The organism is Streptomyces chromofuscus, assembly GCF_015160875.1.
Classification (GTDB): Bacteria; Actinomycetota; Actinomycetes; order Streptomycetales; family Streptomycetaceae; genus Streptomyces; species Streptomyces chromofuscus.
In genome coordinates, this window is record NZ_CP063374.1 from 7,417,876 (window position 1) to 7,439,129 (window position 21,254).

The following is a 21,254-nucleotide window of genomic DNA, read 5'->3' on the forward strand; positions in this document are numbered from 1 at the left end:
GGGTAACCGAGGCCGTGCCGCGTCCGCTTTCGCGCTACTGCTCGTCCCACGCCTGGATCAGGGTCTGCTCGGTGATCTTCCCGTCGCGCAGCCTGATCATCGACTCGGCGAAGACCCGGACCCCGTCCGAGTACTCGCAGGACTCGCTGAAGGCCGCGCGGTCGCCCTGCACGATGCACTCCTCCAGCTTGTGCGTCATGTCGCGGCTGTAGACGTCGTCGAGCATCGCGCTGATCTCGTCGCGGCCGTGCAGCACCCGTGGGTGGCTGGGCTGCGCCTCGTGGTCCACCACACGCAGTTCGGCGTCGTCGGCGTAGAGCGACAGGAGGGTGTTCGGATTGCCTTCTATGCCCCGGCGCAACGTCTCGGCGTCGAAGGCGGGACTGGCCGCAGTACCCATCGTGACCTCCTTCGAGGGCCGCGGCCTGCGGGGACGCGGGCCGCGGAGGGCCTCTCCTACGAGATTCCTCCGCCGCGTCGGCCTCGGCAAGCGGGCGGCGGCTGCGCCTGTCGGGTGAGGGGGCTGGGCCGACCGTGTCCGGCCGGGGGCGGTCCGCGTTGCTGAGAGCATGATCTCAACACGTCGTATCGTCGCCGCCGTTGGTCTCGCGGCCAGTGTCACCGGTCTCGCCGCCCCGTCGGTGAACGCGTCCGAGGCCGACGCCCGGAGCGCCGGCCGGCTCGGCCCGGTCGCGCTGCTCGACTCCCTGACCGTCAGCGACATCCCCGCCGAGCACAGGGAGGAGATCCCCCGGCCGTCCGCGCAGCTGGCGGGGCTGAAGCGGCTGAACGACCTCAACCAGCTCCGCCAGGTCACCGACATGGCCGCGCCGCTCACCGGACTGCTCCCCGCCGTCCGGTGAGCCCGCCACCGCGGCCCGTCAGCCGGCCGTGGCCAGGAACTGCGTGGCCGCCAGCTCCGCGTACAGCGGGTCGGCGGTCACGAGTTCGCGGTGGGTGCCCACCGCACGCACTTTGCCCGCGTCCATCACCACGATCCGGTCGGCCATCGTCACCGTGGACAGCCGGTGGGCGACGACGAGCACGGTGGTCGTGCGGGCCACGTCCGCGACGGTGTCGCGCAGCGCCGCCTCGTTGACCGCGTCCAGCTGCGACGTCGCCTCGTCCAGGAGCAGCAGCCTCGGGCGGCGCAGCAGCGCGCGGGCGATCGCCACCCGCTGGCGCTCCCCGCCGGACAGCTTGGTGCCGCGGTGCCCGACGAGCGTGTCGAGCCCGTTCGGCAGCCGCCCGACCAGCCCGTCCAGCCGGGTCGTCTTCAGCACCCGCGCGAGGACGTCGTCGTCGGCCTCCGGATTGCCGAGCAGCAGGTTGTCGCGCAGCGATCCCGACAGCACCGGCGCGTCCTGCTCGACGTAGCCGATCGCCGACCGCAGCGCCGGCAGCTCCCACTCCGTGAGGTCCCGCCCGTCCAGCGTGATCACGCCGGACTCGGGGTCGTAGAACCGCTCGATGAGCGAGAACACGGTCGTCTTGCCCGCACCGGACGGACCGACGAAGGCCGTCATGCCGCGCGCCGGCACCTCGAAGGTCACGCCGTGGTGGACGTACGGCAGGTCCTCGGCGTAGCGGAAGCGGACGTCCTCGAAGGCGAGCGCCGCCGGGTGCGCGTCCTCCGACGGCAACGGGGCGGCCGACGCCGGAGGTTCGGCGGGCAGCCGCAGCGCCTCCTGAATGCGGGCCAGGGCCGCGGCACCCGTCTGGTACTGGGTGAGGGCGCCGACGACCTGCTGGATCGGCGCCATCAGATAGAAGACGTACAGCAGGAAGGCGACCAGCGTGCCGACGTCGACGGCGCCGGTCGCGACCCGCGCGCCGCCCACCGCGAGCACCGTGATGAAGGCGATCTGCATCGCCAGCCCGGCCGTGTTGCCCGCGGCCGCCGACCACTTGGCGGCGCGTACGCTCTGTCGCCACGACTCCTCCGCCGCAGCGTGCAGCGTCCGCTCCTCACGGTGCTCGGCCCCGGAGGCCTTCACCGTGCGCAGCGCGCCCAGCACCCGCTCCAGCGAGGCGCCCATGACACCGACGGCGTCCTGCGCCCGCCGGCTGGCCCTGTTGATGCGCGGCACGATCACACCGAGGACCGTGCCCGCGCCGAGCACCACGGCGAGCGTGACGCCGAGCAGCACCGGATCGACCAGGCCCATCATCACCACGGTCGCGGCCAGCGTGAGCCCGCCGGTGCCGAGGCCCACCAGGGAGTCGGTGGTGACCTCGCGCAGCAGCGTGGTGTCCGAGGTGATCCGGGCCATCAGGTCGCCGGGCTCGCTGCGGTCCACCGCGGATATGCGCAGGCGCAGCAGGTACGACGAGAGGGTGCGCCGCGCGCCGAGCACCACCGACTCCGCGGTGCGCCGCAGCACGTAGGCGCCGAGCGCGCCCACCGCGGCGTTCGCCACGACCAGCGCCGACATGGCGGCCAACGCCCCGGTGATGGCCCGGTCGTGGGAGAGGTCGTCGATCAACTCCCGTGCCACCAGCGGCAGCAGCAGCCCGGTGGCCCCGGTGACCAGCGAGAGCACCGCGCCCAGGACGAGGGCCCACTTGTGGGGTCGTACATAGCCGAGGAGCATGCGCCACGGGGGCGGTGCGGTCTCCGTCTGTGCGATGCTCACGCTGCTCCTTCACGAATCCGGCGGGACGTTCAGAGACTACGGGGGAGCACTGACAGCCGACCTCCGCATGCGGGGCCCGACGTCCGGATCACGCCGCGGCCGAGCCCGGCCGGCGCGGGAGCGTGGGCCACGGGGGCGGTGAGGCTGTTCCTGCCGCCGGCCCGGGTCCCGCCGGTCGGGCGCGGACCGCGGCGGCGCGGGTGTGCCCCGGCAGGGCGACGACGGGGCCGGCGGCGGCGATCAGCGGTCTCGCGGCGCCCGCGGTCACCCGATCGATGTCATGGGACGGATCGACCGCGACGGGCCGCGCGCGCCACCCCGGGCAGCCGTGAGCACCGTGGTGCGGGTGCCCCGGCTCGTGTGGGCGGTGGCCGGATGTGATCCGCCCCGCCTCCCGCCGGCCGCGCGAACCGCCCCCTTACCGATCGGTCACACGTAGGGTCGGACAGCGGGACGGACGCGCGGAGACGGAAGGGGCCACCACCATGGCGCAGGAAGTACGCGGCGTGATCGCACCGGGGCGCGACGAGCCGGTGCGGGTCGAGACGATCGTCGTGCCGGACCCGGGGCCCGGGGAGGCCGTGGTGCGGGTGCAGGCCTGCGGGGTCTGCCACACCGACCTGCACTACAAGCAGGGCGGCATCACCGACGAGTTCCCCTTCCTGCTCGGCCACGAGGCCGCCGGCATCGTCGAGACGGTCGGCGACGGCGTCACCGACGTGGCGCCCGGCGACTTCGTGATCCTCAACTGGCGAGCGGTCTGCGGCCGTTGCCGGGCCTGTCTGCGCGGCCGGCCCTGGTACTGCTTCGACACCCACAACGCCGAGCAGAAGATGACTCTGGCCGCCACCGGCCAGGAACTCTCCCCGGCCCTCGGCATCGGCGCGTTCGCCGAGAAGACACTGGTCGCGGCCGGCCAGTGCACCAAGGTCGACCCGGCGGTCTCCCCGGCGGTCGCCGGACTGCTGGGCTGCGGTGTGATGGCCGGCCTCGGCGCCGCGATCAACACGGGCGCCGTCGGCCGCGGCGACACCGTCGCCGTCATCGGCTGCGGCGGCGTCGGCGACGCGGCCGTCGCCGGGTCGCACCTGGCCGGAGCCGCGCGGATCATCGCGGTCGACATCGACGACCGCAAACTGGAGACCGCCCGCACCATGGGCGCCACCCACACCGTCAACTCGACGCAGACCGACCCGGTCGAGGCCATCCGCGAACTGACCGGCGGCTTCGGCGCCGACGTCGTCATCGAGGCGGTCGGACGCCCGGAGACGTACAAGCAGGCCTTCTACGCCCGGGACCTGGCCGGCACCGTCGTCCTCGTCGGCGTACCCACCCCCGAGATGAAGCTCGAACTCCCGCTCCTCGACGTCTTCGGACGCGGCGGCGCGCTGAAGTCGTCCTGGTACGGCGACTGCCTGCCGTCCCGCGACTTCCCCATGCTGATCGACCTGCACCTGCAGGGGCGCCTGGACCTGGACGCCTTCGTGACCGAGACGATCCAGCTCGACGAGGTCGAGAAGGCGTTCGAGCGGATGCACCACGGCGACGTGCTGCGCTCGGTGGTGGTGCTGTGATGACCCCGCGCATCGAACGGCTCGTCACCTCCGGCCAGTTCACGCTCGACGGCGGCACCTGGGACGTCGAGAACAACGTGTGGCTCGTCGGCGACGACCACGAGGTCGTCGTCATCGACGCCGCCCACGACGTCGACGCCATCATGGAGGCCGTCGGCGACCGCCGTCTGACGGCCATCGTGTGCACGCACGCGCACAACGACCACATCAACGCCGCGCCCGAGCTCGCCCGGCGCACCGGAGCCGTCGTCTGGCTGCACCACGACGACCTGCCGCTGTGGAAGCAGACCCACCCCGACCACGACCCGGGCGCCCGGCTGCTCGACGGCCAGGTCATCGAGGCGGCGGGCGCCGACCTGCGGGTCCTGCACACGCCGGGCCACGCCCCCGGCGCGGTCTGCCTGTACGACCCGGGCCTCGGCGTGGTCTTCACCGGTGACACCCTCTTCCAGGGCGGTCCCGGCGCGACCGGCCGGTCCTACTCCCACTTCCCGACGATCATCGAATCGATCCGCGACCGGCTGCTCACCCTCCCGCCGGAGACCAAGGTGCTCACCGGCCACGGTGACGCGACGACCATCGGCGCGGAGGCCCCGCACCTGCAGGAGTGGATCGCGCGCGGCCACTGAAAACCGGGCGAAACCCGGCGGGAACGCCAGTACGATCACGCGCCATGACTGCGAACTCGCTCGAGACCCTGCACGACGTACGCGTGCTGCGCTGCGCCTCCGACGGCCCGCCGCTGGACGGCGAACAGGCGGCGCTCGATCTGATCGGTGACGCCCTGGGGCAGGATGCCGCCGTGGTGGCCGTGCCCGTCGAGCGGGTCGCGGACGAGTTCTTCCTGCTGCGCTCGGGGGTCGCGGGGGCCGTGATGCAGAAGTTCGTCAACTACCGGCTGCGGCTCGCGATCGTCGGGGACGTGTCGCGGCACGTGGCGCGCAGCACCGCCCTGCGGGACTTCCTGCGCGAGACCAACCAGGGCGGTCACATCTGGTTCCTGCCGGACGAGGACGAACTGGCGGCAAGGCTGCGCTCGGAAAGGTGACAGAAGATGTCCGGCTTTCGCGGCAGGCTCCTTCCCCGAAAGCAGCTACACGAAAGGTCGGACATGTCACAGCCGTTGCAGGACAGGGTCGCGCTGGTCGCCGGCGCGTCACGCGGTGCGGGCCGCGGGATCGCCGTGGAACTCGGGGCGGCCGGCGCCACCGTCTACGTCACCGGCCGCACCACCCGCGCCCGCCGCTCCGAGTACGACCGGCCCGAGACCATCGAGGACACCGCCGACCTGGTCACCGAGGCCGGCGGCCACGGCATCGCCGTACCCACCGACCACCTCGAACCCGCTCAGGTCCGCGCCCTGGTCGACCGCATCGACGGCGAGCAGGGCCGTCTCGACGTCCTGGTCAACGACATCTGGGGCGGCGAGAAGCTCTTCGAGTGGGACACGCCCCTGTGGGAGCACGACCTGGACAACGGGCTGAGGCTGCTCCGCCTCGCAGTCGAGACCCACGCCGTCACCAGTCACCACGCCCTGCCGCTCCTCCTGCGCCGGCCCGGCGGACTGGTGGTGGAGATGACCGACGGCACGGCCGACTACAACCACGACACCTACCGGGTGAACTTCTTCTACGACCTCGCCAAGGCGGCCGTCCTGCGCATGGCCTTCTCCCTCGGTCACGAACTGGGACCACGCGGCGCCACCGCCGTGGCCCTCACCCCGGGCTGGCTGCGCTCGGAGATGATGCTCGAACACTTCGGCGTCCGCGAGGACAACTGGCGGGACGCGCTGGAACAGGTTCCGCACTTCGCCATCTCGGAGACCCCGCGCTACGTCGGCCGCGCCGTCGCGGCCCTTGCCGCCGACGCCGGGGTGTCCCGCTTCAACGGGCAGTCGCTGTCCAGCGGCGGACTCGCACAGGAGTACGGCTTCACCGACCTCGACGGCAGCCGGCCGGACGCCTGGCGCTACCTCACCGAGGTCCAGGACCCGGGCAAGCCCGCCGACACCACCGGGTACCGGTGACGACCGGCCGGGGACGCGGACCGGACGGCGTACGGGCCTCTGCCGTGAGATCCCGCCGGGCCGTTGCCCCGGGCGGCGGCCGCGCGCGGCAACGGCCCCGCCGTCCCCTTCTCCCTCTTCTGTTGCTTCGTTCCTCCCGTGTATCCCCGAATGTCACCGTTCGGTCGCGGTCGGCCCGCCGCTACAACCGATCCCGCGCAGGGCCGGTCTAGATGGCAGAGACCGCGCGGCAGACGCGCATTCCCTGCGAGAGACAAGGCCAGCCATGGGGGAGACACGCAGACGGGCCACCGTCGTCCTGGGGACCACCGCACTGGTGGCGCCGCTCACGCTCGCGCTGGGGGCCGGCCCGGCGCAGGCGGCGAGCTGCACCACGCAGACCGGGCCGTACCAGAAGCAGGTGGAGAAGTTCCTGGGCCGCCCCGTCGACGGCAGGCAGTCCGCCGCCGACTGCAAGGCGATCCAGGCGTTCCAGACCAAGCACGGCATCAGCCCGAACATCGGCTACGCGGGGCCCGTCACCTGGGGCGTGATGGATCTCATGATCAAGCAGAAGGCCGTCGGCAACAACCCCAACAAGGCCGGGAAGTGCCCCGTCAACAAGGGCCGGATCGCCTGCGTGAACCTCACGCTCCAGCTCAGCTGGATCCAGGACGGCAAGAAGCTCGTCTACGGCCCCGTCCCCGTCCGCACCGGCAAGAACGGCTACGAGACCCGCACCGGCCTGAAGAAGATCTACTGGCGCAACATCGACCACGTGTCGACGATCTACAACGTGCCGATGCCCTACTCCCAGTTCTTCGACGGCGGCCAGGCCTTCCACTCCGTGAAGCTGAGCATGTGGAACCCGCCCGGCTCGCACGGCTGCGTCAACATGACCAGGACCGCCGCCCAGAAGTACTGGTCGCTGCTGAAGACCGGCGACGACGTCTACGTGTACGGGCGCAAGCCGGGCACCTGACGGGACACCCGGCCGGCCCGGACGCGTCAGGCCCCCGGCGCGTCGTCGCATTACGGGATCTCCAGCCGTACACCACCCTGTCGCGCGGACTCGTGCGCGACGACGCCCGGCAGGGTGTGGCGGGCCGCCGGAGAGGGGGCGGCCTGGTGGATGTGGCGAGGAACACGGTGGAGGAGACGATCCGGGCCCGCCGGCATCCTCCGGCCGCTGCCGGAGATCCGGATGTCCGACGTCCACGACTGGGCCCGTGGTGCTGCCGTGCCGGCCGTCCGGACGTTGGTGCCGGGAGCGGCGGACGCCTGAACCGCGCGACCGGTTCGGTGAGATGGACGTGATCAGCGACACGGCCGGATATGTCCGTTTGGTTCCTGATGGCTCACATCGCCTTCACCTCGGGCGCCGTATGCTTCACAGCATGTCCACCAGTGTTGAAGCCGCTACCGAGCGATCGGCCGCGGAGGTCAACGAGGAGATCCGGGCGCTGTGGCGCCGGTCGGGCGGGACACTGAGCACCGAGCAGCGCGAGGAGTACCAGCGCCTCGTCATGGAATGGGCCGCCGCGGCGCCGCATCCGGCGCGGGCCGCCTGACCCGCTCGCGACGGGCCCGGTGCCTCCTGCGGCCCCCGGACCTCTTCGTCAGCCCCACGTGGCCGAGTAATGGCGCTGGTAGGCCTTGCGGTCCTGTTCCGTACGGATCCACCGCGTGGCCACCAGCGCGATCAGACTGCCCCCGACGACCAGCAGGCCGGGCCCGACGTTCCTCGGGTCCGCCAGCCTGGCCAGCACTTCCCGGCCCACCTCACCCGAGACCGGGCCCGACGCTCCCGGCGCGGCAGCGTCCGGGGGCGCGACCGCGCTCTGGGTGCCCGACGCCGACGGCGCCGGGGAACCGCCCTGCCCCGTCTGCGGGGCCGACGTGATCAGCTGGACGCCGAGCGCGGACAGCGCCTGCGTCACCGGCTGGAAGAAGGTCGTCCCGCCCGCCCGGCAGTCCCCGCTGCCGCCCGAGGTCACCCCGAGCGCGATGCCCTCGGAGAACAACGGCCCGCCGCTGTCGCCGGGTTCGGCGCACACGTTCGTCTCGATGAGGCCGGAGACCGTGCCCTCGGGGTAGTTCACCGTGGCGTCGAGCGCGGTCACCTCGCCGTCGCGCAGTCCGCTGCTGCTGCCGCTGCGGAACACCCGCTGCCCGACGGACGCCTCACCCATGCCCGTGATCCGCACCCCCCGCCCGTCGCCGATGGCCACGACCCCCGCCCCGTCGCCCGCCCGCCCTTCGGCGTAGCGCACGAGGGAGTAGTCGTTGCCCGGGAAGCTGCCCGCCACCGTGGTGCCCACCCGCTGCTCGGCGCGGTTGTCGGCGAACCAGACCGAGCCGTTGGGCCCGCAGTGCCCGGCGGTGAGGATGAAGTCGCTGCGCCCGTCGGTGACGTTGAAGCCGGCCGAGCAGCGCCCGGCGGTGGACAGGATCGGCAGGGCCCCGTTGATACGGGTCGTGAAGGTGCCCTCGGTACGCTCCATGCGGACGAAGCCGCCGATGCCCTCGGCGAGGTCGGTCAGCTCCGACCAGTCCTCGGCGGACACGGTGCTGTCCCCGCGCACCACCACCTCGTTCGACCGGTAGTCCACCACCCACGCCGTGCCCGGCACTCGTGGTGCCGAACGCAGCGTCTCGGCGGCGGACTTCAGTTCGCGCATGCTGTGCCGCACGAGCTTCGCCGTCGCGCCGGCCCCCCGGACCTCGGCGGCGGCCCGGTCGTCGGTGACGGCGACGACCGGGCGTCCCGCGTCGTCGACCCAGCTGCCCGCCGTACGGGAGGCGCCGAGCCGCTCGACGAGATCTCCGCCGGTGTCCTCGGCGAGCACCCGCGGGGAGGCGGCGGGGGGTTGGCTCGCCACGGCCTGCGTGACCATGGCCGCCCCGAGGACGATCCCGCCGACTGACGCCAGCCGTGTCACTCGCCGGACGATCCGTCGTCGTGCGTGCCTCATGTGCGGCTCCCGAACCCCGAACACCCACGGCGCGAGCACGCCGTGGGGCGCCCGGGTCGTCGAGCGCCCCCACTCCATACGTGCCGCGGCCCGGCGGTGTTCAGCCCCGGGGCGATCGGCTCAGTTCTTGCGGGCCACCCCGCCGAACATCGCGACCTCCTCCGGGTCGACGCCGTCGGTGTTCTCCGGCCGCCAGCGCGAGCACGACACGACACCCGGCTCCAGCAGCTCCAGACCGTCGAAGAAACGGGTCACGGCCTCGGGGGTGCGCTGGGTCAGCTTCGGGGTGCCGTGCTCGTTCCAGAACGTCACCGCCTCGTCCACGTCCGGCATCGACGGCGAGGTGATGGTGTGCGACAGCACCAGGTGGCTGCCCGGCGGCAGCGCGTCCATCAGGCGGCGCACCACGCCGTACGGGTCCTCGTCGTCGCGCAGGAAGATGACGACGCCGAGGAGTATCAGTGCCACGGGCTGCGTGAAGTCCAGGGTCTTCGCGGCGTGTTCGAGGATCGCGTCGACGTTGCGCAGGTCCTCGTCGAGGTAGTCGGTGCGGCCCTCGGACGTGCTGGTGAGCAGCGCGCGGGCGTGCGCGAGGACCAGCGGGTCGTTGTCGACGTACACGATGCGGGCCTCGGGAGCGGTCCGCTGGGCGACCTCGTGGGTGTTGTCGGCGGTGGGCAGGCCGGTGCCGATGTCCAGGAACTGACGGATGCCGACGTCGGAGACCAGGTGCCGCACGGCGCGGCCCAGGAACAGGCGGTCCGCTCGCGCGTACTCGCCGATGCCGGGGTGCAGTTGGCGGATCTGGTCGCCGGCCGCCCGGTCGACCTCGTAGTTGTCCTTGCCACCGAGCCAGTAGTTCCATATCCGCGCCGTGTGCGGCTGGGACGTGTTGATGCGTTCGCGCAACGACTGGGCCATGCCGTCCGCGGCTGGCGGGTTCTCGGTCACGGAATCAGCTCCTGGGGGTGCCTGGTGCAGGGGCGTGAAGACGCCTCGTGCGGTGTCAAGACGCAATCTAGACCGACGAATTGATCTTTGCCGCGCCTTGTGCGTTTTCCGTGCGCGTCCGCGCCGCCGCCCGCGGTGCTCCCGGCCCACGGCCGACCTATCGTGAGGCCATGACCAGGATCCCGCACGGAACGTCCGGTGAACCGAACCCGCTGCGCGCGCTGGACCTCGACAGGCTCCGGCGCCGTACGAGCATGAAGTGGCGCACCTACCCCGACGACGTGCTGCCGCTGTGGGTGGCCGAGATGGACACGCCGCTCGCCGAACCCGTCGTCCGCGCCCTCACCGACGCGCTGGCGCTCGGCGACACCGGCTATCCGGCGGGGACCGCCTACGCCGAGGCGCTGGCCGACTTCGCCGAGAAGCGCTGGGGCTGGACCGGGCTCGACGTGGGGCGCACCGCGATCGTGCCCGACGTGATGCTCGGCGTGGTGGAGATGCTCAGGCTGGTGACCGGCCCGGGGGACGCCGTGGTCGTCAACCCGCCCGTGTATCCGCCCTTCTTCCACTTCGTCGCGCACATGGACCGGCGGGTGGTCCAGGCCCCGCTGGGCCCGGACTCGCGGATCGACCTCGGCGTCCTCGAGGAGTGCTTCCGCGCGGCCGTGGCGGGCGGGCGCCGGGCGGCGTTCCTGCTGTGCAGCCCGCACAACCCGACCGGGACCGTGCACACCGCGGAGGAACTCACCGCGGTGGCGCGCCTCGCGGACCAGTACGGCGTGCGCGTCGTCGCCGACGAGATCCACGCCCCGCTGGTCGTCGGCGACACGGACTTCGTGCCGTATCTCAGCGTCCCGGGCGGCGGGCGGGGGCTGTCGCTGATGTCGGCCTCCAAGGCCTGGAACCTCGCCGGCGTCAAGGCGGCCCTCGCCGTCGCCGGCCCCGAGTCCGCCGCCGACCTCGCCCTGCTGCCCGAGGAGGTCGGTCACGGCCCGAGCCACCTCGGCGCCATCGCCCACACCGCCGCCCTGCGGGACGGCACCGCCTGGCTGGACGCCCTGCTGGCCGGACTCGACGAGAACCGGCGCCTGCTCGCCGGACTGCTGGCCCGGCATCTGCCCGCCGTCGCCTACCGCCCTGGTGACGCCACCTACCTCGCCTGGCTCGACTGCCGCCCGCTCGGCCTCGGGGACGGCCCGGCCGACGTCTTCCTGCACCGCGGCCGGGTGGCCCTCACCTGCGGGATCCCCTTCGGCAGCGGCGGCGCCGGGCACGTGCGGCTGAACCTGGCCACCTCGCCGGAGATCATCACGGAGGCGGTGCGGCGAATGGCCACCGCGCTGGAGTGAGGGCGGGCTGCCTACACTTCCGGCCATGGACGCCACGTCGCGGGACCGGCTCGGAGCCGGCAAATACCTGCTGATCACCAGCTACCGCAAGGACGGCACCCCCGTCCCGACGCCCGTGTGGGTGGTCGCCGACGGCGACGCGCTCGGCGCCTGGACGGCCGCCAACTCCTGGAAGGTCAAACGGATCCGCAACCGCTCCGACGTCCTCGTCGGCCCGTGCGACCTGCGCGGCAACCCGACCGGTGAGCAGGTTCCGGCCACCGCCGAGATCACCGACGCGGCGACGACGGCCCGCTACCGGCGGCTCATCGCCCGCAAGTACGGCATCGTGGGCCGCCTGACGCTGCTCGGCAGCCGGCTGCGGCGGGGCCCGCGGGGCACGGTGGGGATCCGGGTGACCCTCGGCGACTGACCGGGACGCCGGGCTGCTCGGTCGAGCGCGAGGCCCGTCAGGTCCAGGCCCGGTACGGCTCGTCGAGGAGCTGGAACACCGGCTCGCCCCGCACCGGGTCCTTGGCGGTGGACAGCCGCACCCGGTCGCCGCTGTGGATGCCGACCGGCGGGCCCATCACGCGGCCCCGCACCACGAACCCCTCGGCCATCTCGATCAGCGACACGTTGCGCGCCGCGGGGGTGTTGCGGTGCACCACCGTCGAGTGGCGGACCGTGCCGGTGCCCTCGCTGCGCTCCGTGCGCAGGTCGCTGCCCTGGCAGACCGGGCACAGCAGCCGGTGGTACATGGCGGTGCCGCACCAGGTGCAGCGCTGGAAGAGCATGGCCTCCTGACCCGAGGCCCGGTGGTCCAGGACGCCAGCGGTGGAGCCGGATGCCTGCTGAGCGACGCTTCCTGAGTGGTGGTACACGCTGGTCAACTCCCTGCGCTCGGCCGGATATCCACGCGCGCGCGGGGCGCGCACGCCTGTGCGCGGCTCACCGTGCCACCGTGCACGACCACAGCGTATGGCACTCAGTGCCACTCGTAAAGGCACTCCGTACCCTGGATTCCGGAGATCCGGCCCACCCGAGACACGGCCCTCGAGGTTCGGTCCCGGCCGGGGTTCAGTCCCGCCCGAGGGTGGTCTCGATCTCCTGCACCACCCGCCACAGCGGGGCCCCGCGCCGTGAGACGACGACCACCACGTCCTCGGGCCGCTCGTCCGCAGGGGGAGCCGGCCCGTCCCCGAAGGCGGCCTGCACCACACCCAGGGCGTGGTCCACCGCCGCGGTCGCGTCGCCCCTGCCGTCCGAACGCAGCCACCACCGCAGCGCGTTGTTGTGCGCCGCGACCACGGCGGCCGCGATGACGTCCGCCCGCAGGATGCCGTCGCGCCCGCCCGCGAAGCGCCCGCGCAGATACGCGGCGAGGGCACGCTCGTAGCGCCACACCACCGAGAGCTCGTACGCGCGAAGGCCGGGCACCTGCTTGGTGAGCCGGTAGCGCTGGACGGAGAAGGCCGGGTTCTCCGCGTACATCCGCAGCACCAGCCGGGCCGCGTCACAGACCCGCCCGACCGGCTCCTCGTCCTGCTCGCCGGCCGACAGGAAGGCCGTCATGTCGGCCAGGCACCGCTCGTGGTCGGGGAAGACGACGTCCTCCTTGGACGGGAAGTAGCGGAAGAACGACCGCCGCCCGACTCCCGCGAGGGTCACGATGTCGTCCACGGTGGTCTGTTCGTAGCCCCGCTCCAGGAACAGCTGGAACGCCGCCGCGACCAGGGCCTCCCGCATGGGCGGTCTCTCGCTCATGGGACGGAACGTAACACCTGAACAGCCCCGATGGCACTCAGTGCTGCGCCTGGAGGGAACTCAGTGCCCCTCATGACCACGCCAGGCGTCCCCGTCGTCCGGTGCTTCCTGCCCGTCCGACTCGGACAGCCGGGCCACCGCGGCCGCCACTTCGCGCTGCACCGGGTCCGGCAGCGGCTCTCCCCGGACGGCGGTCACCAGGTCCTGGGCGAGACGGTGGAGCTTGGTGTTGGTGTGCTGCGACACCATCACCAGCACGTGCCACGCGTCCTGGGGACTCAGCGCGAACGTGGCCATCAGCACCCCGCGGGCCAGGTCGATGGTCGGGCGCGTCCGCATGGCCCGGCGCAGCTGTACGACCTCCATGTCGACTTCCTGGTCCGTGCCGTCGGCGGTCTCCGCTGCGGCGGTGAACAGCGCCCGGGTGCGGGTGAGGTCGAGGAGCCGTTCGGTTGCCGGACCGAGGGCCTGGATCGTCACCGTCTTGTCCTCCGACAGGGCCTGCTCGCGCAGGGCGAGCAGCACGTTCAGGGCAGAGCAGTCGCAGAAGGTGACGTCGCGCATGTCGAGGTCGATGCCCCCGCCCGCGGAGTCCAGCGCGTGGCGCAGCGCGGCACGGAACTCGTCGGCCGCCTGCAGGTCCACGTCGCCGCCCACGGCGACGGCGGAGCGTGTGCCGTCGGGCCGTGCGGTGACCGACAGCGCGCGCGGGCGCACTGCCACGGGGGGATCGGGCTGCGTGGAGTACGCAGACTCCGGCATGGCCGACACTCCTTCGCAACTCCTGCCTGCCGTCTCCATCAGAGTCACCTTCGCGCTCGGATACGTCAAGAGATGCACGAAATATAGTTCGCGTTTTTGAATGCAGGAAACCTGGGTCCTATGATGGGCCCATGGGTGAAGTGCCTGAGCCGCATACCGGATGGACCTTTCTCACCAACCACGCCCGGGTGCTGGCCGCCATCGCCGATGACCACCATGCCCGCGTACGAGACATCGCGGCACACTGCCGACTCACGGAGCGGGCCGTGCAGAAGATCATCGTCGACCTGGAGGAGGCCGGTTACCTCTCCCACCGGCGTGAGGGGCGGGGCAACACGTACCGCATCCAGCCCGCCAAGGTGCTACGGCACCCGGCGGAGGCGGGGCTGACCGTGGCCGCGCTGCTCGCGCTGCTCGTCAGGGACGAGGCGGACCGCGGCCGGGAGCCCGCGTGACAGCGGGGCACCGGTCGGCGAGGCCTGAGGTCGGCGAGGCCTCGGGACGCGAGACGCCGACGCGGCACGCGACCGCACGCGCCGCGCGCTGCTACACCGTGCCCGTCAGATCTTCCGGGACGCGGACGTCCACCACGCAGACGTCGTCCCGTCGTTCCTCCTCGAGCACGGCCGCGAGCAGCGGGCCGAGTGAGCCCGGCTCGTCGGTGTGACGGGCGAGGAGTCCCCGCGCGACCCGCTCGATGCCGTGGTCGATGCCCTCCGAGGGGCGCTCCACCAGCCCGTCCGTGTACAGCAACAGCCGGTCGCCGGGCTCCAGACGGAACTCCAGCTCCTCGAAGACCGGCGTGTTGCTCGCGCCGAGCAGCATGCCGCGGGGCCTGCCGAGCTGCCGTACCCCACCGTCACGCAGCAGCAGCGGCGGGGGGTGACCGGCCTGCGCCCAGACCAGTCGTCGCTCGTCCGGCCAGTAGTGGGCCAGCACCATGGTCGCCGTGCCGTGCGGGTCGCGGGAGTGCAGCAGCAGCGTGTTGAGCCGGGCGAGGGCGCCGGTCAGTGAGGAGCCCGTGATGACCATGCCCTTGGCGGTGAACCGGAGCTGGGCCATCGTGGCGACCGCGTCGATACCGTGACCGGCCACGTCGCCGACCACGAACAGCGCGCTGCCGTCCGGCAGTTCGATGGCGCTGTACCAGTCGCCGCCCACGTGGATCCCCGACTGCGCGGGCAGGTACGCCACCTCCACCCGCAGCCCGGCCAGGCGCAGGGGCTTGTCCGGCAGCGGCAGCAGCGCGTGCTGGAGCCGGGCGGCCAGCGCCCGCTCGGCCTGGAGCGCCCCGTGCTGGGTGAGGACCGCCCGTTCGCTCGCCACCAGCGCGAGTTCGGCGTTGCGCTGGGCCGTGAGGTCCTGGACGAAGCCGTGCACCTCGACGGGCGTGCCGTGCAGGTCGGCCACCGCCTCGGCGACGACCCGCAGATGGCGTACCCCGCGCGCCGTCCTGACCCGGAACGGTACGTCGACCGGCCGCCCTTCGTGCGCGAGCGATCCGATGGCGCGGGTCAGGCCCGGCGCGTCCTCCGGCACGGCCAGGGCGGGCAGTTCGGTCAGGCGCACCGGGCCGTGCGCGGGCTCGCGGTCGAGGACGGTGAAGATCTGGGCGGAGCAGGAGACCTCGTCCGTGATCAGGTTCCAGTTGGTCCAGCCGAGGTTGCCCAGCCGCTGCACGTCCGCCAGCCGCTGCTCCTGCCGGTCCGACGGGTCGTGCCGGATCCAGCTGATGACGAGCCCGTCGTTCAGCCGGGCCACCCGCACCGTGTACGTCGACAGTTCGGCGCTGCCGGCCACCACGTCCGCTTGCGCGAACGGCTCGGCCTCGTACGGTTTTCCGGCGCCCAGGACGTCCAGGCACCGCTGCCACAGCGTCTCGTCCGCGATCGGCGGCCAGCACTCCAGGATCCGCAGCCCGACCAGCTCGCGGCCGGTGCGCCCGACGACGTCGATCGCCTCCGGGGTGGCGGCGCCGATGCGGTAGTCCTCGATCTCGCCGGAGGGCGCGCGCACCGGGGTGAGGAACATCGCCGCGCCGGGCAGGGCGTCGAGCACCGCCTGTACGGCGTCGGCGGAACCGTCGGTGACGGGTTCCGGCCGGGCGTCGAAGGCCCGCAGCCGGCCCGCGCACAGCCGGACGACCGCCCGCAGGTGCTCACGGGTGGGCGCGGTGAACGGACCCGGGCGGGTGCGCAGGACGCCGATGGCGACCTCGGCGTCGTCGTCGGTCACCACTGGCAGCCAGGCACGGGAGAGCCAGCGCTCGGGCGGGTCACCGATGAGGAGGTAGCGCTTCCGGTCCTCCGCGGGGTCCTCCAGCCAGCGTGCGCGGCCGGTGCGCAGCGCGTCGAACGCGGCGATGGCGGTCACCGGGGGCACCTGGCGCCACTGGGCGGCCAGTTGGGCGTCGATGCCGCCGTGTCCGAGGAGTTCCAGGCCGCCGGCGGGATGCCGGCCGAAGATCAGGACGGCGTCGGCGGCGACGGTGTCCGCGAGATGCTCCAGCAGACAGCCGGCGAGTTCCTGCGGAGTGCGCACGCCGACGAGCGCCCTGCCCAGCCGCCCCAGGGCGGTGGACCCGTCGTCGGCCGGCTCGCGGGAGGGACCGGAGAGGGGGATGCCGGGGGCGGCGGAGGAGGACGCGGGCAGGTCCGGGGCGGACGCGGTGCGGTCCGGGGCGCTGCCGCCGAGCGTGATCCAGCACTCCTCGATCAGCGTGCGGTCGGCGGCCTTCGCGCGGCGCAGAAGCTCCTCGTGCGCCGCCTCCGCGGAGCACCCGGTGAGCGCCATGACCGCGCCCTTTGCCCGCTCCACGACGGCCGAGGTCGCCGCCAGGTCGCGCAGCCGGGCCAGCTCGGCGCGTCGCCCGGTCACGGCACCGGTAGAGGTGACCGTGTCGGAACCGGTTCCGTTCTCCGCCGGGATCGCGGGGTCGCTCGTCACGCGTCGAGCATCGCACAGGAGCCCCCACCGCAGCGCAAGGTCTTCCGCGGGGAATGCACTCGAAAGTGCCTGCCGTTGCCACGGCCGGTGACGGCGCTGCCGGCCGGGGAACACGGGCGGTGCGGCGCCCGTCGCCGGCCCGGGTTCCGGCGTGCGGCGGCGACGCGTGCGAACCACTGCCTCAGCGGCCGAGGTTGTGCTCCACCAGCGCGTCGGTCACCGCACGGACGCTGCGCGCGATGTGCTGGAGTTGCAGCACCTCGGCGGCGTACAGCTTGATGGTGTGCTCGATGACCGACTCCGGCATGCCGAGCCGCGGCAGGTCGGCGCGGGCGGTCTGCAGGGCGGTGCGGGCGACCCGGATCTCCTGCTGCACCTGGATCTGCGCGTGCCGGGCGAGCAGCACGGGGTGGCGGATCAGCGTGGGATAGTCGGCGTACCGCGCCGGTACCAGCTCGCGCAGCCACTTGGCCGCCGAGCGCTCCCAGTCGTAGCTGCCGGGGGTCTTGACCTGGCACGGCCAGTCCGGGCTGGTGCGCGTGGACGTCAGGGGCATGATCATCGCTTCCGGTGTGCTGCGGTGCGGAGGTGGTCCGCGGGGGTGGGGCGGCCCCGGCCTAGGGGATGGCCGGGGCCGCCCCCACCGAACACCCCGGGCACCGATGCGGGTAGGGGACATCGGCTTCGGGTGTTCGTGCGGGCGCCCTGGAGAGCCGGCCTGTGTGTGAGCGGACGGTCGGTTCTCCTCGGGCGGGTGAGGATCCGCGAGCAGTATTTATATATGCCGATCGCTTTGCAAGGCGTATGAAAACATTCATGCCTGCTGTGAAAGGAAAGGACCCTTCGTGCAGCGGTTGAGGTAAGGGGTGGGATCAGTCCCGCAGGAAGAACTGGTGCTGGTCCGAGATCTGCTCGTACGCCTCCAGCCGGGCCTGGGTGCGTTCGGGGTCGGCGTCCGTCATGGCCTGGAGCAACGCGGCCGCCATCACGCCGGGCGCGGCATAGGAGTCGAAGACCAGCCGGGAGCCCGTGCCGGTGGCGAAGGTGACGTCGGCCTCGTCGGCGACCGGTCCGAGCGCCAGGTCGGTGACGAGGGCGACGCGCAGGCCGGCGCCGCGCGCGAGGCGCACCGCGGAGAGGGTCTCCTGGGCGTGCCGGGGCAGCGAGAACGCCAGCACCCACGTGCCGCCGGCCTCGCGGGACTGCAACAGCGCGTCGTAGGCGACGCTGCCACCCCGCGTCACCAGCCGTACGTCCGGGTGGATACGGCGCGCGGCGTACGCGAAGTACTCCGCGAGCGAGGCGGAGATGCGCAGGCCCAGCACGGTCAGCGGGGTCGACTCCGACAGCCGGCGGCCGACGTCGATGACCTGGTCGGGGTCGGCGAAGTCGCGGCGCAGGTTCTCCAGGTTGTCGATCTCGGCGTCGACCGCCGCCTGGAGTTCGTTGCCGCGGTCCTCCTCGGCGGTCGCGGGACCGCCGGCCAGGGTGCCGAGGGCGATGGCCTGGAGCTTCTCGCGCAGCGCCGGGTAACCGCTGAAGCCGACCGCCCCGGCGAAACGCGTCACCGACGGCTGGCTGACCCCGACGCGGTCGGCGAGCTCGGTGATCGACAGGAACGCCGCCTCGGTGATGTGCTCGATCAGGTACTGGGCGATGCGCCGTTGTCCCGGCGACAGTCGGGGCCGGTCGAACAGCGCCCTGAGCTGGGAAGTCGGGGCGGCCTCCACTTCCGGTGCGGTCTTTCCCGAGGTGATCGCGGATGCCTGTGCGCGTGCCTGCTGCGGCGATGGCACCGGTGCGCCTCCTTTGCTTCCCAGGGAGCTTCAACATAGCTCACGCACCGTGTCGATCAGGGGCGCACGCCCGGCGCGGGGGCGGGGCGGCCGGGACGTGGGAGGGCCCTGCCCGCGGGGGTCGGCCGGGGTGGGGCCGGGTGCTGTCCGGACGGGACTCGGTCGGGGGTGGGTGCTCCGGCGGTAATGGTTGGCGGCCGTGATCGGCGACGCGGCGGGCGACGCCCACGGCGAACCGGAGCTGACGCTTCAGCCGCGCTGGTGCCGCGACAGGCAACGCTCACCCCGTCGCGACGCCCGGCACGCCCCCTTGCCGCACCGGACGCCGCTCCTTGCCGGGCAAGCGTTGCCCGCCGCGGCACTAGTAGTGCTTGGTCAGGTTCGTATCGGGGTTGGTATGTCGCGGTGGCAGGTGGGGCAGGCGCCGGTCCAGAGAGCGAGGAGGGTCTGCAGCTCGCGGACGACCTGGTAGAGGCTCAGGCCGACGCCGCGTCTTTTGGGGCTCGTGCCAGTCGTTGCAGGGTGCAGAAGGCGTGGGCGACGGAGACGAGGGTGACGTGGTGGTGCCAGCCGTTCCAGGTGCGGCCCTCGAAGTGGGCCAGGCCCAGGGCCTGCTTCATCTCGCGGTAGTCGTGCTCGATGCGCCGGCGAAGCTTGGCAAGCCGGACCAGGGTGGTCAGCGGGGTGTCGGCGGGCAGGTCGGACAGCCAGAACTGGACCGGCTCGCTCTCCCCGGCGGGCCATTCGGCCAGCAGCCAGCACTCGGGCAGTTCCGGGCCGTCGGCGGCCTGCCGGATCTCGCGCCCGGCAGGCCGGATGCGCAAGGCCACGAACCGGGAGTACATGCGCTTGAAGCCGGAGCGGCCGGTGCCGGGCCGGGAGCCTCACGCCACTGGACGGGCCGTGCGGTCTTCCGGCCGGCCGCGATGACCAGCTCTTTCACCGACCGCGGCTTGTCCGGGTACTTCGGCACCGGCGGCCGTCCCGTCCCGGAGTACGGCTCGCACACCGGCACCGCGTCGCCGGGATGAGCCGACAGCGTGGTGGAGATCCCGACCATGTAATGCATGCCGCGGGCGTTCAGGCCGAGCCGGAAGGCCGCGGCGTCGCCGTATCCGGCGTCCGCGATGGCCAGCGGCACCTCGATCCCCCAGGAACGGGTCTCGTCAGCCATGTCCAGAGCCAGCTGCCACTTCTCCACATGGCCGACGTCGTCGGGGATGCCGCAGGACCGGCGGCGGGCGACCTTGTCCGCATCCGCCTTCGGCGCTGCGGGATCCCAGGTCTGCGGCAAAACAGCCGCCAGTTGACCGCAGCCGAGGCATGGTCGGAGGCCAGGTGCAGCGAGACCCCCACCTGGCAGTTGGTGACCTTGCCCGCGGTGCCGGTGTACTGCCGCGACACGCACGCCGAGGCACTGCCGTCCTTCAGGAAGCCGGTGTCGTCGAAGACCAGCACGGTCGGCCGGATCTCCGTCTCCATCCTCCAGGCCAGACGGGCCCGGATATGGGCCGGATCCCACGGGCTGGTGGTGATGAAGTGGGCCAGGGCCTGCCGGTTCCCGTCCTCCCCGAGGCGGGCAGCCATCGGCTCGACCGACTTGCGTTTGCCGTCGGTCAGCAGTCCGCGCAGGTAGACCTGGCCCCACCGGCGCTGGTCGTTGCGCGCGAACGGCTCGAACACCTCCGCTGCGAACGCCTCCAACTCACCACGCACCGCAGCTATCTCGTCTGGAGTCACACGCCCTCAACGACCTACCGAACCAAAAGACACGCTCAGCACATCTAAATCTGACCAAGCACTACTAGTCGATGGTCACGACCAGGTCCGCCCGGTCCCGGGTGGCCCCGACCGTCTCGGCGTTGCGCTGGTCCGTGCCCAGCACCCACGCCACCGCCTCCTCGTGGCCCTTGCCGAACTCCTCGTGCCGGGCGACGAGACGGCGGATCCGCTCCGGCTCGGGCAGCTCGCAGAACCACACCTCGTCCAGCGCGGGCCGGACCCGTGCCCACGCACCCGTGTCGAGGAGCAGGTAGTTGCCCTCGGTCACGACGAGCCGGGCGGTCGGCGGGACGGGGATCGCGCCCGCGATCGGCTGCTCCAGGACACGCTCGAAGCCGGGCGCGTACACCACGTCCTCGCCGTCCTCGCGCAGCCGCCGCAGCAAAGCCGCGTATCCGGCCGCGTCGAAGGTGTCGGGCGCTCCCTTGCGGTCACGGCGGCCGAGCCGGTCGAGTTCGACGTCGGCGAGGTGGAAACCGTCCATCGGGACGTGCGCGACCCACGGCCGGCCGGTGCCGTTCAGCTCCCGGACCAGGCGTTCGGCGAGGGTGGTCTTGCCCGAGCCGGGACCGCCGGCGACACCGAGGAGGGCGCGGCGGCCGTCCGCCGCCAGGGCGCGGGCGCGGGCGAGGAGGTCGTCGAAGGTCACCGGCACACAGCGAGTGTGTCATCCGGGTGGCGGGCGAGCAGGTGCGGCTGCGGAAGAGACCACCCCACGGCCCGAATCGATCC

22 protein-coding genes and 1 pseudogene are annotated in these 21,254 nt (G+C 72.5%); 10 read left to right on the forward strand and 13 right to left on the reverse strand.

All coding sequences use genetic code 11. The features are described from left to right. Positions 1–34: 34 nt before the first annotated feature. Complete coding sequence (locus IPT68_RS33300; protein ID WP_189700009.1) at positions 35–400, reverse strand: nuclear transport factor 2 family protein; 366 nt, start codon at positions 398–400, stop codon at positions 35–37. A 169-nt stretch (positions 401–569) separates the two neighbouring features. Between IPT68_RS33300 and IPT68_RS33305 the strand changes: the two genes are divergently transcribed. Continuing rightward, positions 570–863 (forward strand): hypothetical protein, encoded by a 294-nt coding sequence (locus tag IPT68_RS33305; protein WP_189700008.1) that lies wholly within the window; start codon positions 570–572, stop codon positions 861–863. A gap of 18 nt (positions 864–881) precedes the next feature. On the opposite strand, the gene IPT68_RS33310 is transcribed toward IPT68_RS33305, so the two are convergent. Then, positions 882–2,636, reverse strand: a complete 1,755-nt coding sequence (locus IPT68_RS33310; RefSeq protein WP_189700007.1) for an ABC transporter ATP-binding protein — start codon at positions 2,634–2,636, stop codon at positions 882–884. 485 nt (positions 2,637–3,121) lie between these two features. Here IPT68_RS33310 and IPT68_RS33315 point away from each other — a divergent pair, with 485 nt between their 5' ends. From IPT68_RS33315 to IPT68_RS33340, 6 genes are all read left to right on the forward strand, one after another. After that, positions 3,122–4,210 carry an S-(hydroxymethyl)mycothiol dehydrogenase gene (locus tag IPT68_RS33315; protein ID WP_189700006.1) on the forward strand — a complete coding sequence of 363 codons (1,089 nt, stop codon included), beginning with the start codon at positions 3,122–3,124 and terminating at the stop codon, positions 4,208–4,210. Then, a complete protein-coding gene (locus IPT68_RS33320) occupies positions 4,210–4,839 on the forward strand; it encodes an MBL fold metallo-hydrolase (RefSeq protein WP_189700005.1) in 630 nt (209 codons plus the stop codon). Before IPT68_RS33315 ends, IPT68_RS33320 begins: the two co-directional genes overlap by 1 nt. A gap of 44 nt (positions 4,840–4,883) precedes the next feature. After that, positions 4,884–5,258, forward strand: coding sequence for a DUF4180 domain-containing protein (locus IPT68_RS33325; RefSeq protein WP_189700004.1), 375 nt, complete (start codon positions 4,884–4,886; stop codon positions 5,256–5,258). 63 nt (positions 5,259–5,321) lie between these two features. Continuing rightward, positions 5,322–6,236: an SDR family oxidoreductase gene (locus tag IPT68_RS33330; RefSeq protein WP_189700003.1), complete on the forward strand. Its 915-nt coding sequence runs from the start codon at positions 5,322–5,324 to the stop codon at positions 6,234–6,236. Between the two features lie 265 nt (positions 6,237–6,501). Continuing rightward, on the forward strand, positions 6,502–7,197 hold the full coding sequence (locus IPT68_RS33335) for a L,D-transpeptidase family protein (protein ID WP_189700002.1): 696 nt from the start codon (positions 6,502–6,504) through the stop codon (positions 7,195–7,197). 403 nt (positions 7,198–7,600) lie between these two features. Continuing rightward, positions 7,601–7,786 (forward strand): hypothetical protein, encoded by a 186-nt coding sequence (locus tag IPT68_RS33340; protein WP_189700170.1) that lies wholly within the window; start codon positions 7,601–7,603, stop codon positions 7,784–7,786. 48 nt (positions 7,787–7,834) lie between these two features. Here the strand turns inward: IPT68_RS33340 and IPT68_RS33345 are convergent, their stop codons facing one another. Together IPT68_RS33345 and IPT68_RS33350 are read right to left on the reverse strand one after the other, a co-directional pair. Beyond that, the gene (locus tag IPT68_RS33345) at positions 7,835–9,190 is read right to left on the reverse strand and encodes a S1 family peptidase (RefSeq protein WP_189700001.1); all 1,356 of its coding nucleotides are present in this window, start codon (positions 9,188–9,190) and stop codon (positions 7,835–7,837) included. 120 nt (positions 9,191–9,310) lie between these two features. Continuing rightward, a complete protein-coding gene (locus tag IPT68_RS33350) occupies positions 9,311–10,141 on the reverse strand; it encodes an SAM-dependent methyltransferase (protein WP_189700000.1) in 831 nt (276 codons plus the stop codon). A gap of 170 nt (positions 10,142–10,311) precedes the next feature. Between IPT68_RS33350 and IPT68_RS33355 the strand changes: the two genes are divergently transcribed. Both IPT68_RS33355 and IPT68_RS33360 read left to right on the forward strand, forming a co-directional pair. After that, positions 10,312–11,490 (forward strand): MalY/PatB family protein, encoded by a 1,179-nt coding sequence (locus IPT68_RS33355; protein ID WP_189699999.1) that lies wholly within the window; start codon positions 10,312–10,314, stop codon positions 11,488–11,490. A gap of 25 nt (positions 11,491–11,515) precedes the next feature. Beyond that, the gene (locus IPT68_RS33360) at positions 11,516–11,902 is read left to right on the forward strand and encodes a PPOX class F420-dependent oxidoreductase (RefSeq protein ID WP_189699998.1); all 387 of its coding nucleotides are present in this window, start codon (positions 11,516–11,518) and stop codon (positions 11,900–11,902) included. 37 nt (positions 11,903–11,939) lie between these two features. Here IPT68_RS33360 and IPT68_RS33365 read toward each other — a convergent pair whose 3' ends face one another. The 3 genes from IPT68_RS33365 to IPT68_RS33375 all read right to left on the reverse strand — a co-directional run bounded on the left by IPT68_RS33365 (position 11,940) and on the right by IPT68_RS33375 (position 13,998). Continuing rightward, on the reverse strand, positions 11,940–12,353 hold the full coding sequence (locus IPT68_RS33365) for a Zn-ribbon domain-containing OB-fold protein (RefSeq protein ID WP_189699997.1): 414 nt from the start codon (positions 12,351–12,353) through the stop codon (positions 11,940–11,942). 196 nt (positions 12,354–12,549) lie between these two features. Beyond that, on the reverse strand, positions 12,550–13,218 hold the full coding sequence (locus tag IPT68_RS33370) for a TetR family transcriptional regulator (RefSeq protein WP_189700169.1): 669 nt from the start codon (positions 13,216–13,218) through the stop codon (positions 12,550–12,552). Between the two features lie 78 nt (positions 13,219–13,296). After that, complete coding sequence (locus IPT68_RS33375; protein ID WP_189699996.1) at positions 13,297–13,998, reverse strand: STAS domain-containing protein; 702 nt, start codon at positions 13,996–13,998, stop codon at positions 13,297–13,299. Between the two features lie 131 nt (positions 13,999–14,129). Between IPT68_RS33375 and IPT68_RS33380 the strand changes: the two genes are divergently transcribed. Continuing rightward, positions 14,130–14,453 (forward strand): helix-turn-helix domain-containing protein, encoded by a 324-nt coding sequence (locus IPT68_RS33380; protein ID WP_189699995.1) that lies wholly within the window; start codon positions 14,130–14,132, stop codon positions 14,451–14,453. Between the two features lie 91 nt (positions 14,454–14,544). On the opposite strand, the gene IPT68_RS33385 is transcribed toward IPT68_RS33380, so the two are convergent. The 6 genes and pseudogenes from IPT68_RS33385 to IPT68_RS33405 all read right to left on the reverse strand — a co-directional run bounded on the left by IPT68_RS33385 (position 14,545) and on the right by IPT68_RS33405 (position 21,177). Continuing rightward, positions 14,545–16,944 carry a SpoIIE family protein phosphatase gene (locus IPT68_RS33385; RefSeq protein ID WP_373300668.1) on the reverse strand — a complete coding sequence of 800 codons (2,400 nt, stop codon included), beginning with the start codon at positions 16,942–16,944 and terminating at the stop codon, positions 14,545–14,547. Between the two features lie 181 nt (positions 16,945–17,125). Continuing rightward, positions 17,126–17,506, reverse strand: a complete 381-nt coding sequence (locus IPT68_RS33390; RefSeq protein ID WP_189699994.1) for a hypothetical protein — start codon at positions 17,504–17,506, stop codon at positions 17,126–17,128. A gap of 310 nt (positions 17,507–17,816) precedes the next feature. Continuing rightward, on the reverse strand, positions 17,817–18,740 hold the full coding sequence (locus IPT68_RS33395) for a MurR/RpiR family transcriptional regulator (RefSeq protein ID WP_189699993.1): 924 nt from the start codon (positions 18,738–18,740) through the stop codon (positions 17,817–17,819). Between the two features lie 476 nt (positions 18,741–19,216). Continuing rightward, positions 19,217–19,570, reverse strand: a complete 354-nt coding sequence (locus IPT68_RS34515; protein WP_228040086.1) for a transposase — start codon at positions 19,568–19,570, stop codon at positions 19,217–19,219. A 113-nt stretch (positions 19,571–19,683) separates the two neighbouring features. Beyond that, positions 19,684–20,480, reverse strand: a pseudogene (locus IPT68_RS35155) (IS701 family transposase); the annotation flags it as partial. Between the two features lie 64 nt (positions 20,481–20,544). Beyond that, the gene (locus IPT68_RS33405; protein WP_189699384.1) at positions 20,545–21,177 is read right to left on the reverse strand and encodes a nucleoside/nucleotide kinase family protein; all 633 of its coding nucleotides are present in this window, start codon (positions 21,175–21,177) and stop codon (positions 20,545–20,547) included. Positions 21,178–21,254: the final 77 nt, after the last annotated feature.

Bases quoted from the DNA above. Each gene is read 5' to 3' on its own strand.
- IPT68_RS33315 (WP_189700006.1), top strand. From the start codon at position 3,122: ATGGCGCAGGAAGTACGCGGCGTGATCGCACCGGGGCGCGACGAGCCG.
- IPT68_RS33360 (WP_189699998.1), top strand. From the start codon at position 11,516: ATGGACGCCACGTCGCGGGACCGGCTCGGAGCCGGCAAATACCTGCTG.
- IPT68_RS33370 (WP_189700169.1), bottom strand. From the start codon at position 13,218: ATGCGGGAGGCCCTGGTCGCGGCGGCGTTCCAGCTGTTCCTGGAGCGG.
- IPT68_RS33330 (WP_189700003.1), top strand. From the start codon at position 5,322: ATGTCACAGCCGTTGCAGGACAGGGTCGCGCTGGTCGCCGGCGCGTCA.
- IPT68_RS33380 (WP_189699995.1), top strand. From the start codon at position 14,130: ATGGGTGAAGTGCCTGAGCCGCATACCGGATGGACCTTTCTCACCAAC.
- IPT68_RS33340 (WP_189700170.1), top strand. From the start codon at position 7,601: ATGCTTCACAGCATGTCCACCAGTGTTGAAGCCGCTACCGAGCGATCG.
- IPT68_RS33345 (WP_189700001.1), bottom strand. From the start codon at position 9,190: ATGAGGCACGCACGACGACGGATCGTCCGGCGAGTGACACGGCTGGCG.
- IPT68_RS33375 (WP_189699996.1), bottom strand. From the start codon at position 13,998: ATGCCGGAGTCTGCGTACTCCACGCAGCCCGATCCCCCCGTGGCAGTG.
- IPT68_RS33390 (WP_189699994.1), bottom strand. From the start codon at position 17,506: ATGATCATGCCCCTGACGTCCACGCGCACCAGCCCGGACTGGCCGTGC.
- IPT68_RS33355 (WP_189699999.1), top strand. From the start codon at position 10,312: ATGACCAGGATCCCGCACGGAACGTCCGGTGAACCGAACCCGCTGCGC.
- IPT68_RS33320 (WP_189700005.1), top strand. From the start codon at position 4,210: ATGACCCCGCGCATCGAACGGCTCGTCACCTCCGGCCAGTTCACGCTC.
- IPT68_RS33325 (WP_189700004.1), top strand. From the start codon at position 4,884: ATGACTGCGAACTCGCTCGAGACCCTGCACGACGTACGCGTGCTGCGC.
- IPT68_RS33335 (WP_189700002.1), top strand. From the start codon at position 6,502: ATGGGGGAGACACGCAGACGGGCCACCGTCGTCCTGGGGACCACCGCA.
- IPT68_RS33300 (WP_189700009.1), bottom strand. From the start codon at position 400: ATGGGTACTGCGGCCAGTCCCGCCTTCGACGCCGAGACGTTGCGCCGG.
- IPT68_RS33305 (WP_189700008.1), top strand. From the start codon at position 570: ATGATCTCAACACGTCGTATCGTCGCCGCCGTTGGTCTCGCGGCCAGT.